At 67.8% G+C, this 16,108-nt stretch carries 11 protein-coding genes and 1 tRNA gene; 10 read left to right on the top strand and 2 right to left on the bottom strand.

The window, feature by feature from the left end; all coding sequences use genetic code 11:
* The first annotated feature begins 38 nt into the window (after positions 1-38).
* The 4 genes from AC5RUK_RS00965 to AC5RUK_RS00950 all read left to right on the top strand — a co-directional run bounded on the left by AC5RUK_RS00965 (position 39) and on the right by AC5RUK_RS00950 (position 4,206).
* Positions 39-123: transfer RNA gene (locus tag AC5RUK_RS00965), tRNA-Leu, on the top strand.
* A gap of 274 nt (positions 124-397) precedes the next feature.
* On the top strand, positions 398-2,092 hold the full coding sequence (locus AC5RUK_RS00960; protein ID WP_494151127.1) for an ABC transporter substrate-binding protein: 1,695 nt from the start codon (positions 398-400) through the stop codon (positions 2,090-2,092).
* 144 nt (positions 2,093-2,236) lie between these two features.
* Positions 2,237-3,238 carry an ABC transporter permease gene (locus tag AC5RUK_RS00955; protein WP_493986848.1) on the top strand — a complete coding sequence of 334 codons (1,002 nt, stop codon included), beginning with the start codon at positions 2,237-2,239 and terminating at the stop codon, positions 3,236-3,238.
* A gap of 2 nt (positions 3,239-3,240) precedes the next feature.
* Positions 3,241-4,206 (top strand): ABC transporter permease, encoded by a 966-nt coding sequence (locus AC5RUK_RS00950; RefSeq protein WP_493986847.1) that lies wholly within the window; start codon positions 3,241-3,243, stop codon positions 4,204-4,206.
* A gap of 12 nt (positions 4,207-4,218) precedes the next feature.
* Here the strand turns inward: AC5RUK_RS00950 and AC5RUK_RS00945 are convergent, their stop codons facing one another.
* Together AC5RUK_RS00945 and AC5RUK_RS00940 are read right to left on the bottom strand one after the other, a co-directional pair.
* Positions 4,219-4,530 (bottom strand): hypothetical protein, encoded by a 312-nt coding sequence (locus tag AC5RUK_RS00945; protein ID WP_494151126.1) that lies wholly within the window; start codon positions 4,528-4,530, stop codon positions 4,219-4,221.
* Complete coding sequence (locus AC5RUK_RS00940) at positions 4,520-6,268, bottom strand: ABC transporter ATP-binding protein (RefSeq protein WP_494151125.1); 1,749 nt, start codon at positions 6,266-6,268, stop codon at positions 4,520-4,522. The genes AC5RUK_RS00945 and AC5RUK_RS00940 overlap by 11 nt, the downstream gene beginning before the upstream one ends.
* 126 nt (positions 6,269-6,394) lie before the next feature.
* Between AC5RUK_RS00940 and AC5RUK_RS00935 the strand changes: the two genes are divergently transcribed.
* From AC5RUK_RS00935 to AC5RUK_RS00910, 6 genes are all read left to right on the top strand, one after another.
* Positions 6,395-8,074: an ABC transporter substrate-binding protein gene (locus AC5RUK_RS00935; protein WP_494151124.1), complete on the top strand. Its 1,680-nt coding sequence runs from the start codon at positions 6,395-6,397 to the stop codon at positions 8,072-8,074.
* A 232-nt stretch (positions 8,075-8,306) separates the two neighbouring features.
* Positions 8,307-9,800 carry a malate:quinone oxidoreductase gene (locus tag AC5RUK_RS00930; protein ID WP_493986843.1) on the top strand — a complete coding sequence of 498 codons (1,494 nt, stop codon included), beginning with the start codon at positions 8,307-8,309 and terminating at the stop codon, positions 9,798-9,800.
* Positions 9,801-9,842: 42 nt separating this feature from the next.
* Complete coding sequence (locus AC5RUK_RS00925; RefSeq protein WP_494151123.1) at positions 9,843-13,145, top strand: efflux RND transporter permease subunit; 3,303 nt, start codon at positions 9,843-9,845, stop codon at positions 13,143-13,145.
* A gap of 32 nt (positions 13,146-13,177) precedes the next feature.
* Entirely contained in the window at positions 13,178-14,317 is a 1,140-nt protein-coding gene (locus AC5RUK_RS00920; protein WP_493986841.1) for an FUSC family protein, read from the top strand.
* Positions 14,318-14,516: 199 nt separating this feature from the next.
* The gene (locus tag AC5RUK_RS00915; RefSeq protein ID WP_494108583.1) at positions 14,517-15,626 is read left to right on the top strand and encodes an LLM class flavin-dependent oxidoreductase; all 1,110 of its coding nucleotides are present in this window, start codon (positions 14,517-14,519) and stop codon (positions 15,624-15,626) included.
* Positions 15,619-16,071: a MarR family winged helix-turn-helix transcriptional regulator gene (locus AC5RUK_RS00910; protein ID WP_493986839.1), complete on the top strand. Its 453-nt coding sequence runs from the start codon at positions 15,619-15,621 to the stop codon at positions 16,069-16,071. The genes AC5RUK_RS00915 and AC5RUK_RS00910 overlap by 8 nt, the downstream gene beginning before the upstream one ends.
* Positions 16,072-16,108 lie beyond the last annotated feature (37 nt).

Below are 16,108 nucleotides of genomic sequence, written 5' to 3'. Positions count from 1 at the left end.
CGGTAGACTGATAGCTGTTCCGAAGTGCCGGAACGAATGCGCGAGTGGCGGAATTGGTAGACGCGCTGGATTTAGGTTCCAGTGTCTTCGGACGTGCGGGTTCAAGTCCCGCCTTGCGCACCATCAACAAGAGCCCCGCAGCGTCACGTTGCGGGGCTCTTGGCGCTTCACCGCCCCGTTTCCGGCCGGGCGTACGGCACGTCCGCCGCCGCCGTCGCTCGATTCCGCTCGGCAGCTGTCACCAAATTGTGATGGATTTGGCAAACCACCGAACCTGAAACCGATGCTTTCGATCGGACATGTGACTAAGCTCTCATCAAGCGGACGCGTCACCGCGCCTCTGCCGGATGCCGTACACAAAGTCGGCGTCACACCTCACGTCCCCGAGGAGCAGTCCATGTCATTTGCTGACATCTTTTCCGGAGGCCGGCGCCGCGGCCGGCACACCGGAGCCGTCATTGCCGGCCTGGCCGCCGGCGCACTCGTCCTGTCCGGCTGTGCCGAGAGCGAGCGCGGCGGCGGAGCGCAAGGCGAGACGGAGGAGGCGGTTAATTCGACGTTCGTTTTCGCCGCGTCGTCGGATCCCAAGTCGCTGGACCCGGCCTTCGCCAGCGACGGCGAGTCCTTCCGCGTCAGCCGCCAGATCTTCGAGGGCCTCGTGGGCGTCAAGGAAGGGACCCCCGACGCTGAACCGCTGCTGGCTGAATCGTGGGAGATGTCCGACGACGGTCTCTCCTACACGTTCCAGCTCAAGGAAGGCGTGAAGTTCCACGACGACACCGATTTCAACGCCGAGGCCGTCTGCTTCAACTTTGACCGCTGGTACAACTTCGAGGGGATCCAGCAGTCCCAGGCGATGAGTTACTACTACGGTTCGCTGTTCCGCGGCTACTCGGACTCTCCCGAGACGGCCGTCTACGACTCCTGCGAGGCGGCCAGCGACACCGAGGTGACGGTGAACCTCGCCCAGCCGTTCGCCGGTTTCATCCCGGCGCTGTCCCTGCCGGCGTTCGCGATGCAGAGCCCCACCGCCCTTCAGGAGTTCAACGCGGAGGAGGTCGGCGGCTCGGAAGAGGCTCCGGAGCTGAGCGAATATGCCATGGGCCACCCGGTCGGCACCGGCCCGTTCAAGTTCGACAGCTGGTCCGTCGGCGAGTCGCTGCAGCTTTCCGCCTTCGACGGGTACTGGGGCGAACAGGGCCAGGTCCAGCAGATCATCTTCCGGATCATCGAGGACCCCAATGCCCGCCGGCAGGCGCTGGAGGCCGGGGACATCGACGGCTACGACCTGGTGGCGCCGGCCGATACGCAGTCACTGGCCGACGCCGGCTTCAACGTCATTGCGCGCGATCCGTTCACCATCCTGTACCTGGGCATGAACCAGGAGGAGGAGGCGCTGAAGGACATCAAGGTCCGCCAGGCGATCGCCCACGCGATCGACAAGGAAGCGCTGGTCCGCCAGACCCTGCCCGAGGGCACCAAAGTCGCCACGCAGTTCGTCCCGGACACCGTCAACGGCTACAAGGACGACGTCACCACCTACGAGTACGACCCGGAGAAGGCGCGGGCGCTGCTCGAAGAGGCCGGCTACGGCGACGGCCTTGAGCTGATGTTCAACTACCCCACGGGGGTCTCCCGGCCGTACATGCCGACGCCGGAACAGGTGTTCACCAACCTGAGCGCCCAGCTCGAAGAGGTCGGCATCACCATTGAGGCACAGCCGGACAAGTGGTCCCCGGACTATTTGGACCGCATCCAGGCCAGCGCGGACCACGACATCCACCTGCTCGGCTGGACCGGCGACTACAACGACACAGACAACTTCGTCGGGGTTTTCTTCGGCCAGGAGAAGCCGGAGTTCGGCTTCAATAACAAGGAGTTGTTCGACAAGCTGTCCAAGGCCCGCGAGACCAGCAGCATCGAGGAGGCGACGCCGCTGTACGAGGAGATCAACGAGGACATCGCGCAGTACCTCCCGGCGATCCCGCTGGCGCACCCGGCGCCGTCGCTCGCCTTCGCACCCCGGGTGACCTCCTATCCGGCCAGCCCGGTGAACGACGAGGTGTTCAACGCCATCGAGCTCAGCGAGTAGCCCGTCCTGCCGGGGTCCGCACACGGCGGACCCCGGCAGGCAGGCGCGGCCCGATCAACCAGCGGGCCGCGCCCGGCCTGCTGCCGAATAGGCAATTTCCACCGCATCCGGCGCAACGCCGGGACCGGGATCCGGAAGGACGCTGTGCTCAGAGTCATCGTCAAGCGCATCGCGCTGCTCATCCCGACGCTCTTCGGGCTTTCCCTGCTGCTGTTCCTGTGGGTTCGGAGCCTGCCCGGCGGACCCGCCACGGCGTTGCTTGGCGACCGTGCCACGCCAGAGGCCGTGGCGCGGGTCAACGAGCTCTACGGCTTCGACCGGCCGTTGATCGAGCAGTACTTCGTCTACATGGGCAAGCTGCTGCAGGGTGACTTCGGCACCTCGATCCTCACCGGCCGGCCCGTGCTGACCGAGTTCGCGACCCGCTTCCCGGCGACGGTGGAGCTGACGATCGTTGCCCTGATCATCGCCGTCGGAATAGGCATCCCGCTGGGCTACCAAGCCGCCAGGTACAACGGCAAGTGGCCCGACCACTCCTCCGTCGTGCTGTCGCTGGTGGGGATCACCGTCCCGGTCTTCTTCCTGGCCTTCATCCTGAAGTGGCTGTTCGCCATCCAGCTGCCCTGGTTCCCTACCGACGGCCGGCAAAATCCGAGGATCAACGCCACGCACGTCACCGACTTCTATGTGCTCGACGGCCTGCTCACCCGCGAATGGGATGCCGCCTGGGATGCGCTGCTGCACCTGGCGCTGCCCGGGATCGCGCTGGGCACCATTCCGTTGGCCATCATCGTGCGCATCACCCGGGCCTCCGTCTTGGAGGTCCAGAACGCGGACTATGTGCGCACCGCGCGTGCCAAGGGGCTGATGCAGAAAACCATCCGCAACCGGTTCATCCTGCGCAACGCGATGCTGCCGGTCACCACCACCATCGGCCTGCAGCTGGGGCTGTTGATTTCCGGGGCCGTGCTGACCGAGACCGTGTTCGCGTTCAACGGCATCGGACGGTTCCTGCGGGACGCGATTTTCAATCTGGACTACCCCGTCCTGCAGGGCTTCATCATCTTCATCGCCGTGCTGTATTCGCTGATCAACCTGGTCGTGGACATCTCCTACAGCATCATCGACCCGAGGGTGCGTGTCTAAAAATGAGCACAACACTTCCGCCGCAGTCCGGCGGCGACATCCGGACCACCCCCGAGCCGCCCGGCGCACCGGGCGCTCCCGCCAGCAGCGGCCCCGGGGGCACCAGCCTCTGGAAAGACGCCTTCCGCAGGCTGCGCAGGAATCCGCAGGCCATTTCCGGCGCCGCCATCGTGGGCCTGTTCGTGCTGACGGCCGTCCTGGCGCCGGTGCTTGCGCCCTACGGCGGCCAGGATTTGCCCGGCCGCACCTACATCACACCCACCCACATTCCCGGCTTCGGCGAGGTGGAAGGCTTCCCCCTCGGGCTCGACCGGTTCGGCGGGGACCTGCTCAGCAAACTCATCTGGGGTGCGCAGGCCTCGCTGCTCATCGGCGTCGTTTCCACCGCCATGGGACTGGCCGGGGGCATGTTGCTGGGCATCCTCGCCGGCGGCTTCGGCGGCTGGATCGACAGCGTGATCATGCGCGCGGTCGACATCCTGCTCTCCGTGCCGAACCTGCTGCTGGCGGTGTCCATCGCGGCCATCCTGGGGCAGGGAGCGTACGCGGTGATGATCGCCATCGGCGTGGCCCAGCTGCCGATCTTCGCGCGGCTGCTGCGGTCGTCGATGATTTCGCAACGCAGCGCGGACTACATGCTGGCGGCGCAGACGCTGGGCCTGAGCCGGGGCACCATCATCATGAACCACCAGCTGCCCAACAGCGTGGGCCCGGTCATCGTCCAGGCCACCCTGACGCTGGCCACCGCGGTCATCGACGCCGCGGCGCTCTCCTTCCTGGGCCTGGGCGGCGGACGCCCGCAGACCGCCGAGTGGGGCCGCATGCTCACCTATGCGCAGGCCGAACTGGGGATCGCGCCGCAGCTGGCCTTCCTGCCCGGCCTGTGCATCGCCGTGACCGCGTTGGGCTTCACGCTGCTGGGAGAATCCCTGCGGGAAGCACTGGATCCGAAGACCCGGGCCAAGTAGCAGGAAGCGCTTTCAGCCGGCCGGGGTGGCCGGCGGTCCCCCGCCGTCGTACCGCCGTCGCTGGCGCGCCATGTGCATCATGGCGGCAAAGCCGGCAATGAACAGCACCTCCAGCGCCGCCAGCCACCAGAGGGCGCCCCACCTGCCCTCACCGATAAAGATGACGGCCCCGACCGCCAGCATCACGGTGCCGATCACCAGCACGAAGACGGCGAAGCCGATGGCTACCGCGGCGCTGCGCACACCGGTCCGGAAGCCGAAGCCTTCCGGCCGGTGATCATCAGGCTCCGGGACGGACCCGTGCCCGGCACCCTCAGGACGCAATCTCGGGATCCTCCGCCTGAATCTCCAGCTCGTTGCCCGGGATGGAACCAAGCAGGCGCCGGGTGTAAGGGTGCCGCGGGTTCGTGAACACTTCCTCCGAGCTGGCTGCCTCCACCAGTTCGCCGTCCTTCATGACGCAGACATAGTCGGAAATCAGCCGCACCACGGCCAGGTCATGGGAAATGAAGAGGTAGCTCAGGCCCAGCTCCGCCTGCAGGTCCCCCAGCAGCTTCAGGATCTGCGCCTGCACCAGCACATCCAGCGCTGAGACCGGCTCGTCGCAGATGATCAGTTCCGGCTTCAGGGCCAAGGCACGGGCAATCGCCACGCGCTGGCGTTGGCCGCCGGAGAGTTCGGACGGGTAGCGCCGCAGCATGTCCTGCGGCAGCGCCACTTCGTCCATCAGCTCCCGCACGCGGACCGAGCGCTCCCTCGCGCTGCCGCGCTTGTAGGTGGACAGCGGCTCTTCGACAATCCGCTCGATGGTGAACATCGGGTTCAGGGACGAATACGGATCCTGGAACACCGGCTGCACCCGCTGGCGGAAGTCCCGCAGCTGCGCCTTGGTCAGATTGGCCACATCCATCCCGTCGAAGGTCATGGTGCCGCTGGTCGGTTCGATCAGCTTCAGCAGCATGCGGGCGGTGGTGGTCTTCCCGGAGCCCGATTCGCCGACGATGGCGACCGTCTGGCCGCGCGGGATATCGAGCGTCACGTTCTTCGCCGCGTAAAAGTCCTCGGCCCGGCCGCGGATCTTGTACACCTTGGTCAGGTCGCGCAGTTCCACGATGTTGTCCGTCTTCTGCGGCTCGGCGGCTACACCCGCCTCGGCGGCCGCGGGAGCTTCGGCCGCGTGTTCCTGGAAGACCTTCTCCGCCCGTTCGGCGCGGACAGCCGCGTTGCCGGTGAACGCCCCCGGCATCAGGCGCACGGCCGCGACGCTGGGCGCTGCCTTCACCAGCGCCCGGGTGTAGGGGTGCTGCGGGTCCGCCAGCAACTGCCGTGCCGGCCCGGTCTCCACCACCTTGCCGCGGTGCATCACCACCAGTTCCGACGCCCGCTCGGCGGCCAGGCCCAGGTCGTGGGTAATGAGCAGCACGGCCGTCCCCAGTTCCTGGGTCATCGACTCGATCTGGTCCAGGATGGTGCGCTGGACTGTCACATCCAGTGCCGACGTCGGCTCGTCGGCGATCAGCAGCCGCGGCTGGCAGGCCAAGCCGATGGCTATCAGGGCGCGCTGGCGCATCCCGCCGGAGAACTCATGGGGATACTGCCTGGCGCGTTCTTTGGCGTTGGGCAGTCCGGCGGCCTCCAGGACCTCCACGACCTTCCGGTCCACGTCCCGCCTGGTCGCCATGCCGTGCACCAGGAGGGTCTCCGCCACCTGCGAGCCGATCCTGGTGACCGGGTTCAGGTTGGACATCGGATCCTGCGGGACCAGACCGATCTGGCGGCCCCGGATGGTCCGCATCCGATGCTCCGACAGCCCCACGAGCTCCTGGCCGTCGAAGCGGATGCTCCCGGCGGTCACCCGGCCGTTACCCGGCAGCAGTCCAATCACGGCCATCGCCGTGGTGGACTTCCCGGAACCGGATTCGCCCACAATCGCCAGCGTCTTGCCCTGTTCCAAGCGCAGCGAGGCGCCCTCCACCGCTGAAACCTGCCCGTAGGTGGTGCGGAAGGCAACGGCCAGGTCCCGGACCTCGAGCAGGGCGGCGTCGTCGGCATGTTCGGTCATGGTTCCATCCTGCCCCAAACAAGTGCAGATGTGGCCTATCTCTCATCGGGAATTCGCCGCGCGGGCTCCGGCACAGGAGTCGATTAGACTTGAGGATCATCCCGCCTGCCCCGAGGAGCCTGAAGCGTGACACCGCCCCCCGCGCGCCGCACCGTGTTGAAGGCAGGCGCAGCGGCAGCGGCTGTGTTGCTCACCGGCTGCACCTCGGAGCCGGGCAGGCCCGTCCCGTCCACCGTCTCGCCCAGCGAGCAGCCGACCGCCTCGCCCGCGGACACCACCTTCACCATGGGCATTGCCGCCACCCCGGTGACCCTCGACCCGGCGCTGGCACTGGATACCGAGTCCTACCGGGTGACCCGGCAGGTGCTGGAAACCCTGATCGGGGTGGACGCGGCGACCGGTGTCCCCGCGCCGCGGCTGGCAACCGAATGGACCGAATTGGACGAGGGCCGCTCCTACCGCTTCCGGCTGCGCCCGGGTGTCACTTTCCATGACGGCACGGCGTTCGATGCCGAAGCGGTCCGCGCCAATTTTGAACGCTGGTACCGGCTCCCCCGGGACGCCCGGCCGGTGGAAGGCGGGCTGGCGTTCAGGTCGGTCTTCGGCGCGTTCGCCGAGGACGAGGACGAATCGCTCTACGACAGCTGCGAGGTGCTGGGCCCGCTGGAGGTCCAGCTGAACCTGACGCGCCGGTTCACCGGCCTGGTCGCGTCGCTGGCCATGCCGGCCTTTGCCATCTCCTCGCCGGCGGCGCTGAAGGCGGGGGCGGCGGACCGGCTGACGGAGGAACGCGGCGGCAACAAGGTATCCCGCTACGCCCTGGCCCCGGTGGGGACCGGGCCGTTCACCTTCGCCAACTGGGAGCAGGACCGCGTGGTGCTCTCCGCCTACCAGGGATACTGGGGTGCGGCCGGCGATGTGCGCACGGTGGTGTTCAAGGCGCTCCCGCATCCGACGACACGGCTGCGCGCCCTGGCAGCCGGGGACATCGACGGCTACGACCTGGTCACCCCGGCCACGTACGCGGACCTGGTCCGCGCCGGCATGCAGGTCTTGCAGCGCGACCCTTTCTCCGTGGTCTACCTCGGCATGAACCAGGCGGCCGACGGGCTGGACGACATCACCATGCGCCAGGCCATCGCCCATGCGATCGACCGGCAGGCGCTGATCGACAGCTTCTTCCTGCAGGGCACCAAGGAGGCCATGCAGTTCATCCCGCGCAGCCTGGGCGTGACCAATGAGACCATCCCCTACTACGCGTACAACCCGGAGCGCTCGCGCGAACTGTTGGCCGACGCCCGGTACGACGGCGCGGAACTGACGTTCTACTATCCGCTGGGCGTCACGCGCGCCTACCTGCCCACCCCCGAAAAGGTGTACGCGGAGCTGAGCCGCCAGCTCACCGCCGTCGGAATCAATATCAAGCCCGTGCCAATCCCGTGGGACGAGGGCTACCTGGCCACGATCCAAGGTTCCACCGGCCACGCCCTGCACCTGGCCGGCATGAGCGGCAGCTACCGCGATCCGGACAACTTCGTGGGCCCGCTCTTCGGCAGCAAATCGATGGAGTTCGGCTACGACAGCGCGCAGATCCGCAGCAAGATAGCCCGCGCCAAGACCCTGCCCGAGGGCGAAGACCGCGTGCAGGCCTACCACAGCATCAACGAGCAGCTGGCACGCGCGGTCCCCGCGGTGCCGCTGGCGTTCCCCATCTCCGCACTGGCCATGGGGCCTCGGGTGGCGAGCTACCCGGCCAGCCCGATGCTCGACGAGGTCTACAACATGATCGAGCTGGGTCGGGGCTGACATGGCAGGCGACAACAACGAACCGCGCCGTGTGGGGTGCCGGCACGCTTCGTTGTGCCGGCAAGGCCGATGAGGCCGCCGCCTGGGTGACGGGCCGCGGCCGTGCGCAATTTTACGCTGCCGCTGCCGCCGCGTCTGTCTATTGGGTCACATCGAAGACGGCAGATTTTAGTCTCGCTGGCGCAGCGCGCTAGGCTTTCAACTGCTGGCACAGCTGCTATTGGAGATTGAGTTGACTGCAAACATTCCCTCGGGATCATCCAAGAACGTCGACGTCGCGCTGATTGGCGGCGGCATCATGAGCACCACCCTCGGCTCCTTCATCAAGCAGCTGCAGCCGGACTGGAGCATCAGCCTGTTCGAGAACCTCGACGAGGTCGGCCTGGAAGCCTCGGACCCGTGGAACAACGCGGGCACCGGACACGCCGCGCTCTGCGAGCTGAACTACACCCCCGCCTCGGCGGACGGGTCCGTTCCCACCGCCAAGGCCGTGGGCATCAACGAGAAGTTCCACGTCTCGCGCCAGTTCTGGTCGCACATGATCCGCGAGGGCCACATCTCCTCGCCCAGGGAATTCGTCAACCCGCTGCCGCACATGAGCTTTGTCTGGGGCGATGACCACGCGGACTACCTCAAGCGCCGGCATGAAGCGCTGAAGCAAGAACCGCTGTTCGAGCGGATCGAGTTCTCCGAGGACCACGCCGCCATCAACGAGTGGGCGCCGCTGATCATGGGCGGCCGCGATCCGCAGCAGCGCGTGGCCGCATCCCGCGTCGCCGGCGGCACCGACGTGGACTTCGGTTCCCTGACCCGCAAGCTGGCCGGCTACCTGACCGCCAACGGCGTCGAGCTGAACTACGGCCACCGCGTGCTGGACGTCTCCCGCAACACCGACGGCCGCTGGACCCTGGAGATCAGGAACAACGCCACCGGCGAGAAAACCAAGGTCAATGCCCGCTTCGTGTTCATCGGCGCCGGCGGCGGCGCCCTGCACCTGCTGCAGCGCTCGGGCATCCCCGAGTCCAAGGGCTACGGCGGGTTCCCGGTGTCCGGACAGTTCCTGCGCTGCACGGACGAAACCGTCATCGCCGCCCACAACGCCAAGGTCTACGGCCAGGCCTCCGTGGGCGCCCCGCCCATGTCGGTGCCCCACCTGGACACCCGCTTCGTCAACGGCAAGCGCTCCCTGCTCTTCGGCCCGTACGGCGGCTTCTCGCCGAAGTTCCTCAAGACCGGCTCGCTGCTGGACCTGCCGCTGTCCGTTCGACCGACCAACCTGATCCCCATGCTGGCCGTGGCCAAGGACAACTTCGGCCTGGTGAAGTACCTGGTCACCGAGGTGCTCAAGACCCGCGAAGGCAAGAACGAGGCCCTGCAGGCCTTCCATCCGGAGGTTGCCGGCGACCAGTGGGAGCTGATCACCGCCGGCCAGCGTGTCCAGGTGATCAAGAAGGACCCGAAGAAGGGCGGCGCCCTGCAGTTCGGCACCGAGGTCATCGCTTCGGCCGACGGCAGCATCTCGGCCCTGCTCGGCGCCTCCCCCGGCGCTTCCACCGCCGCGCCGATCATGATCAGCCTGCTGGAACGCTGCTTCCCGCTGGAGTTCAAGGGCTGGGAACCCAAGCTGAAGGACATGATCCCCGGCTACGGTGTGAACCTGAACGAGAACCCCTCGCTGTTGGCCGACATCACCGCCGACACCGACCGGGTGCTCGAACTGGCCTGACCCCGGTTCGATCCCGCAAGCCGCTGAACTAAGCTTCAAGCCATGCACAAGCTGGCAACGCTGTCCCTGGCGAATCGTGCGTTGATCGCGCTGATTACGGTCTTTGTGGCCGTCTTCGGCGTGATCACGATGGGTTCCCTGAAGCAGGAACTCATTCCCTCGCTCGAGTTCCCGCGGATCACCGTCGTCAGTTCCATGCCCGGCGCGTCGCCGGAAGTCGTGGACAAGCAGGTCAGCGAACCGCTGGAACGTGCGCTCACCGCCGTCGAGGGCCTCGAGTCCTCCTCGGCGGTTTCGCGTACCGGGTTCTCCACCGTCAACCTCACGTTCGTTTACGGCACCAACCTGGACCGGGCGCGCAGCCAGGTGGACCGCGCCATCTCCAACGTCCGCCAGCAGCTGCCCGAGGACGTCTCGCCGCTGTCGCTGGCCGGCAGCATCGATGACTTCCCCATCGTCTTCATGGCGGTCTCCTCCGACCTGACGCTGAGCGAGCTGAGCACCGAGCTGAACCGGCTGACGGTGCCCCGGCTGCAGAACATCCCCGGCGTGCGCGGGGCCGAAGTCTCCGGCGGCCCCGGCCGGCACATCGCCATCGTGCCGGACGACGACGCCATGGCGGAGGCCGGCGTCGGCGTTTCCGCCATCGTGGACAGCCTGGCGAACAGCGGCGGCCTGGTCCCCGCCGGCGCGGTGCAGCAGGACGGCCAGAGCCTCTCCGTGCAGATCGGCAGCCCGCTGGACAGCCTGGAGGCCATCGAAAACCTGCCGCTCTCCCCCGCTGAAACAACGACGGCGGAGCAGCCTTCCGTGCCTTCCGCACCGGAGGCGGGGCGGGCACCCGGGCAGTTCCCGGGCGAGGGCCAGCCGGCCCCGCCGGGCAGCGGCACAGACCAGGGCCTGGTGCCCGTGCCGGACACCGTGCCCGCCCCGGACCGGCCCGCCCAGCAGCCGGACCCGGCGCCGGCCGACCCGGCCACCATCGGCGAGGTGGCCGACGTCGGCATTGCCGACGACGAGCAGACCTCGATCACCCGGACCAACGGCGAGCTGACGCTGGCCCTGGCCGTCACCAAAACGCCGGAGGGCGATACGGTGGCCATCTCGCACGCCATCGGGGAGATGCTGCCCGAGCTGGAGGCCGAACTGGGCGACCGCGCGCAGATCACCACGGTGTTTGACCAGGCCCCGTTTATCGAGACGTCCATCAAGGACCTGACCACCGAGGGCCTGCTGGGACTGGGCTTCGCGGTGCTGATCATCCTGGTGTTCCTGCTCTCCGTGCGCTCCACGCTGATCACGGCGATTTCCATCCCGCTGTCGCTGCTGGCCACGTTCATCGGCCTGAATGCGCTCGGCTACTCGCTGAACATCCTCACCCTCGGCGCGCTCACGATCGCCATCGGGCGCGTCGTGGATGACTCGATCGTGGTCGTCGAGAACATCAAACGGCACCTGAACTATGGCGAACCCAAGCGCGACGCCATCCTGGCGGCGGTCCGCGAGGTCGCCGGGGCCATCACCGCTTCCACCCTGACGACCGTTGCGGTGTTCCTGCCGATCGCGTTCGTGGGCGATTTGGCCGGCGAGCTGTTCCGGCCGTTCGCCATCACCACCGCGCTGGCTCTGCTCGCGTCGCTGGCGGTGTCGCTGACCATCGTGCCGGTGCTGGCCTACTGGTTCGTGAAATCCCCCGCGACACAGCAACACTCCGACGCCTCCGCGGTGCGTGCGGCGGCCTCCGAGAAGGAACGCCGCTCGCTGCTGCAGCGCGGCTACCTGCCGGTGCTCGCCGGCACGCAGCGGCACCCGGTGATCACCACCGTGGCGGCCCTGCTGGTGCTGGCCGGCACCGGCGCCATGGTGCCGCTGATGCAGACCAACCTGCTGGGCGACAGCGGACAGAACAGCTTCAACCTGCGCCAGGAGATGCCGGCCGGGACCAGCCTGGCGACCACCGACGAGGCGGCGGCCCCGGTCGAGGAGCTGCTGGCCGGGATGGAAGGGATCGAGGCGGTCCAGGTCACCATGGGCAACGCCGGAGGCAGCCTGGGGTCGTTCCTCTCCGCGGGGGCTTCGGTGGCCCAGTACACCGTCATCACCGAGGAAGGCATCGACCAGGCCGCGCTGCGCGACCGGGTGCGCTCCGCCGTCGAAAGGCTGCCCGGCGAGGCAACGTTCACGCTGGGCACCCAGGGCGGCGGCTTCGGCACGTCCAGCACCGTGGACGTGGAAATCTCCGCGAGCGGGCCGGAGGAGCTGCGGGACGCCTCCGACCGGCTGGTGGAGCTGCTGCGGCAGGTGCCGGGGGCCGCGGAGGTGTCTAGCAACCTCTCGGCGGCCGAGCCCGTGGTCCAGGTGTCCGTGGACCGGGCCAAGGCCGTGGCTGCGGGGCTGGACGAGGAGCAGGTCGCGGGCCTGCTGGCGTCCACGATCAGCCCGCTGCCCGGCGGCACCGTGCGGATCGGCACCACCGACTTCCCGGTGCTGATCGGGGAAGGCGGCGATTTCTCCAGCGTCGAGGAACTGCGCGGCGTCGAGGTGCCCACAGCGGCCGGGCCGGTGCCGCTGGCCGACCTGGCCACCGTGGAGGAAACCGACGTGCCGACGTCGATCAGCGCCAGCGGCGGCGAACGCACCGCCGTGGTCTCCGTGACCCCGGCGGGAGAGAACCTGGGCGCCCTCAGCGGCGAGGTGGCGGCTGCCCTGGACAGCACCGACCTGCCGGCCGGGGTCACGGCGGATTTGGGCGGCGCGGCCACGCAGCAGGCCGAGTCCTTTGAACAGCTGGGCTGGGCGCTGCTGGCCGCCGTCGCCATTGTCTACGTGATCATGGTGGCCACGTTCAAGTCCCTGGTGCAGCCGCTGATCCTGCTGGTCTCCATTCCGTTCGCCGCCACGGGGGCCATCGGGCTGCTGGTCGTCACGCGGATCCCGCTGGGGCTGCCGTCGCTGATCGGCATGCTGATGCTGGTGGGCATCGTGGTGACGAACGCGATCGTGCTGATCGACCTGATCAACCAGTACCGGCGCCCGCACGACGGCCGGCCCGGCATGACCGTGGCGGACGCGATCACCCACGGCGCGCGGCGCCGGCTGCGGCCCATCCTGATGACGGCGCTCGCCACGGTCTTTGCGCTCACGCCGATGGCACTGGGGCTGACCGGCGAGGGCGGTTTCATCTCGCAGCCGCTGGCCGTGGTGGTGATCGGCGGCCTGGTGTCCTCCACCGCGCTGACGCTGGTGCTGGTGCCGGTGCTGTACCGGCTGGTCGAAGGCCGGCGCGAGCGCCGGGCGAACGAGCGGCATACACTCGAGGCAGAACTGGTTCCGGCCGGACGCTGACCGGCGTACCCGGAACCCTGGAGGTACTGAACATGCCAGAACCGGAAACCATGCCTGCCGGGCCGGGCCGCCTGGACCGGCTCACGGACCGGCTCCCTGCCCCGCTGCGCAAATATGGCCAGCAGATGGGCGGGTGGCGCCGGGTCCAGCTGGCGTTCAAGACCGCGTTGGCGTGCGCCATCGCGTGGTTCATCGCCCTGCGGCTGCCCGGCGAAGTGGACCAATACCCCTATTACGCCCCGCTGGGCGCGCTGATCAGCATGTATTCCACCGTCGCCGACTCCGTCAAGACCTCCGTGGAGACACTGGCCGGGCTGATGCTGGGCATCGGCCTGGCCATGCTCCTGCTGCTGACGGTCGGCCCGCACGTCGTGACGGTGGGGCTGCTGGTATTCCTCGGTGTCCTGGTCGCGGGGCTGCCGCGGCTCGGGGCCGGCCGGGAGTGGGTTCCCATGGCCGCGCTGTTCGTCCTGCTGGTGGGCGGTTCCAATGCCGGCGACTACTCGCTCGGCTATGCCGTGCAGATGGCGGTGGGAGTGCTCGTCGGCATCACCGTGAACTTCCTGCTGTTCCCGCCGTTGAACTTCAACGTGGTGGGACGCAGCCTGCAGCAGCTGCAATCCGACCTTGCCCGGCAGCTGGAGGACATGGCCGAGGCGCTCCGGGAGAACTGGCCGCCGGAACGCAAGGATTGGGCGTCGAACGGCGAGAGCATCACGCGGCTGGGCAACCAGGTGCGGCAGGCCGTCCAGACCGCCGACCGCAGCCGCAAGGCCAATCCGCGGCGCAGGTTCCACGACCGGGACCTGGAGACCGATTGGCGGAATTTGCGCACGCTGGAGCGCGCCGCCTTCCATACCCAGGACATGACCGAGGTGCTCAGCGCCGTGATCTGGGACGAGACCCTGCATCTCCCCGACCCCGTGCTGGCCCCGATGGCCAACGCCCTGGAAGCCACGGCCGAGGCAATCAGAAGCATGACCGCCGAGGACCTGCCGGAGAAGTTGGAGGCCGCGCGCGATGCACAGCACCGCCTCACCGGAATCGTCGCGGGCACGGTGTCCTCAGAGTCCCCCGCGGCGGCGGCAGGATCCGTGGCGGTCAGCCTGGAACGCATACTGGCCGCGCTTGGCCGGCATGTGAAGGATCCCTCGGGCGGCCAGGCCCGTTAGCCGGGCGGGGCAACCTCCGCGGCGTTGCGAAAGGCCTGTACCAGCGAATCCGCCCCGGAAGCGCCTGGCGGCAGGGCGGCGGACGCGCGGCGGTGATGGGCTTGCAGGTGGCGGGGAATCAATCGGACCGGTGCGTCGTTGGAACAGTGAATGCATATGCATGTAAACTGATTCCTGAAAGCACCACGAAAGGCACATTATGGAACTCGGCGTATTCAGCGTCAGCGACGTCACCCTGGACCCGACCACCAACCGCATGCCCACGGAGCGCGAGCGGATCAAGGCGTCGGTCGCCATTGCCAAGAAGGTCGAAGACATCGGCATGGATGTCTACGCCATCGGCGAGCACCACAACCCGCCGTTCTTCTCCAGCTCCCCCACCACGCTGCTGGCCTACATCGCCGCGCAGACCGAGCGGATCACACTTTCCACCGCCACGACGCTGATCACCACCAACGATCCCGTGAAGATCGCCGAGGACTTCGCCATGCTCCAGCAGCTGGCCGACGGCCGCGTGGACCTGGTGCTGGGCCGCGGCAACACCGCCCCGGTCTACCCCTGGTTCGGCAAGAACATCCAGGACTCGCTGGAGCTGACGGTGGAGAACTACGCCCTGCTGCGCAAGCTCTGGGACGAAGAAGTCGTGAACTGGCAGGGCAAGCACCGCACCCCGCTGCACAACTACACCTCCACGCCCCAGCCCCTGGACGGCGTCGCGCCCTTCGTCTGGCACGGCTCGATCCGCACGCCGCAGATCGCGGAACTGGCGGCCTATTACGGCGACGGCTTCTTTGCCAACAACATCTTCTGGCCGAAGGAGCACTACATGCAGCTCATCGGCCTGTACCGCGAGCGCTACGAGCACTACGGCCACGGCACCGCCGACCAGGCAATCGTGGGCCTGGGCGGGCAGTTCTTCATGCGCAAGAACTCCCAGGACGCTGTCAACGAATTCCGCCCCTACTTCGACAACGCCCCCGTCTACGGCCACGGACCGTCCCTGGAGGACTTCACCGCGCAGACCCCGCTGACCGTCGGCAGCCCGGAGCAGGTCATCGAGAAGACCCTGGCCTTCGCGGATTACTTCGGCGACTACCAGCGCCAGCTGTTCCTGATCGACCACGCCGGCCTGCCGCTGAAGACCGTATTGGAGCAGCTGGACCTGTTCGGCGAAGAAGTGCTGCCAGTGCTGAAGAAGGAGTTCGCCGCCCGCAAGCCGGCGCATGTTCCGGACGCCCCGACCCACGCCAGCCGCAAGGCCGCGCGCGACGCCAAGGAAGCTGCCGGGGAGGCGGTGTCCCATGGCTGATTCAGGCGGTTCTGAGATCAGGACGACGGCGGCGGCCTGGGAATCGCTGTTCCGCACCCAGGTGGCGGTGATGCGCCGGCTGCAGCAGCTGCCCGAGTTCAAGAAGCTCGCGATGCGCGAGTACGACGTCCTGTTCAACCTGAGCCGGTGCCCGGGCGGCTGGAGCCGGCTGAACGAGCTGAACGAGGCGCTGTTGATCAGCCAGCCGAGCCTCAGCCGGATGGTTGACCGCTTGGAGAAGAAAGGCCTGGTCCTCCGGCGCACGGCCCGCAACGACCAGCGGGGCATCGAGATCTCGCTGACCGACGAAGGCCGCGCGTTGCAGAAGGAGATCGGCCGGCAGCACGTGAAGCACCTGCATTCCATGCTCGCCCCGCTGCTGTCCGAGGAGGAATTCGGACAACTCCAGGAGCTGACCGACAAACTGCGGGCCGGCCTGAAGTAACGGCTGAAACGCCCGGAGGCCGCCGCATCTGCGCCGG

The sequence above is a fragment of the Arthrobacter sp. Y3223065 genome (genome assembly GCF_059090885.1).
This window is presented reverse-complemented; position numbering and strand designations above follow the sequence as displayed.

What these genes read in the sequence shown, in the direction of transcription:
- AC5RUK_RS00920 (WP_493986841.1), top strand. Translation starts at nt 13,178, where the DNA reads ATGCCAGAACCGGAAACCATGCCTGCCGGGCCGGGCCGCCTGGACCGG.
- AC5RUK_RS00915 (WP_494108583.1), top strand. Translation starts at nt 14,517, where the DNA reads ATGGAACTCGGCGTATTCAGCGTCAGCGACGTCACCCTGGACCCGACC.
- AC5RUK_RS00960 (WP_494151127.1), top strand. Translation starts at nt 398, where the DNA reads ATGTCATTTGCTGACATCTTTTCCGGAGGCCGGCGCCGCGGCCGGCAC.
- AC5RUK_RS00940 (WP_494151125.1), bottom strand. Translation starts at nt 6,268, where the DNA reads ATGACCGAACATGCCGACGACGCCGCCCTGCTCGAGGTCCGGGACCTG.
- AC5RUK_RS00950 (WP_493986847.1), top strand. Translation starts at nt 3,241, where the DNA reads ATGAGCACAACACTTCCGCCGCAGTCCGGCGGCGACATCCGGACCACC.
- AC5RUK_RS00925 (WP_494151123.1), top strand. Translation starts at nt 9,843, where the DNA reads ATGCACAAGCTGGCAACGCTGTCCCTGGCGAATCGTGCGTTGATCGCG.
- AC5RUK_RS00910 (WP_493986839.1), top strand. Translation starts at nt 15,619, where the DNA reads ATGGCTGATTCAGGCGGTTCTGAGATCAGGACGACGGCGGCGGCCTGG.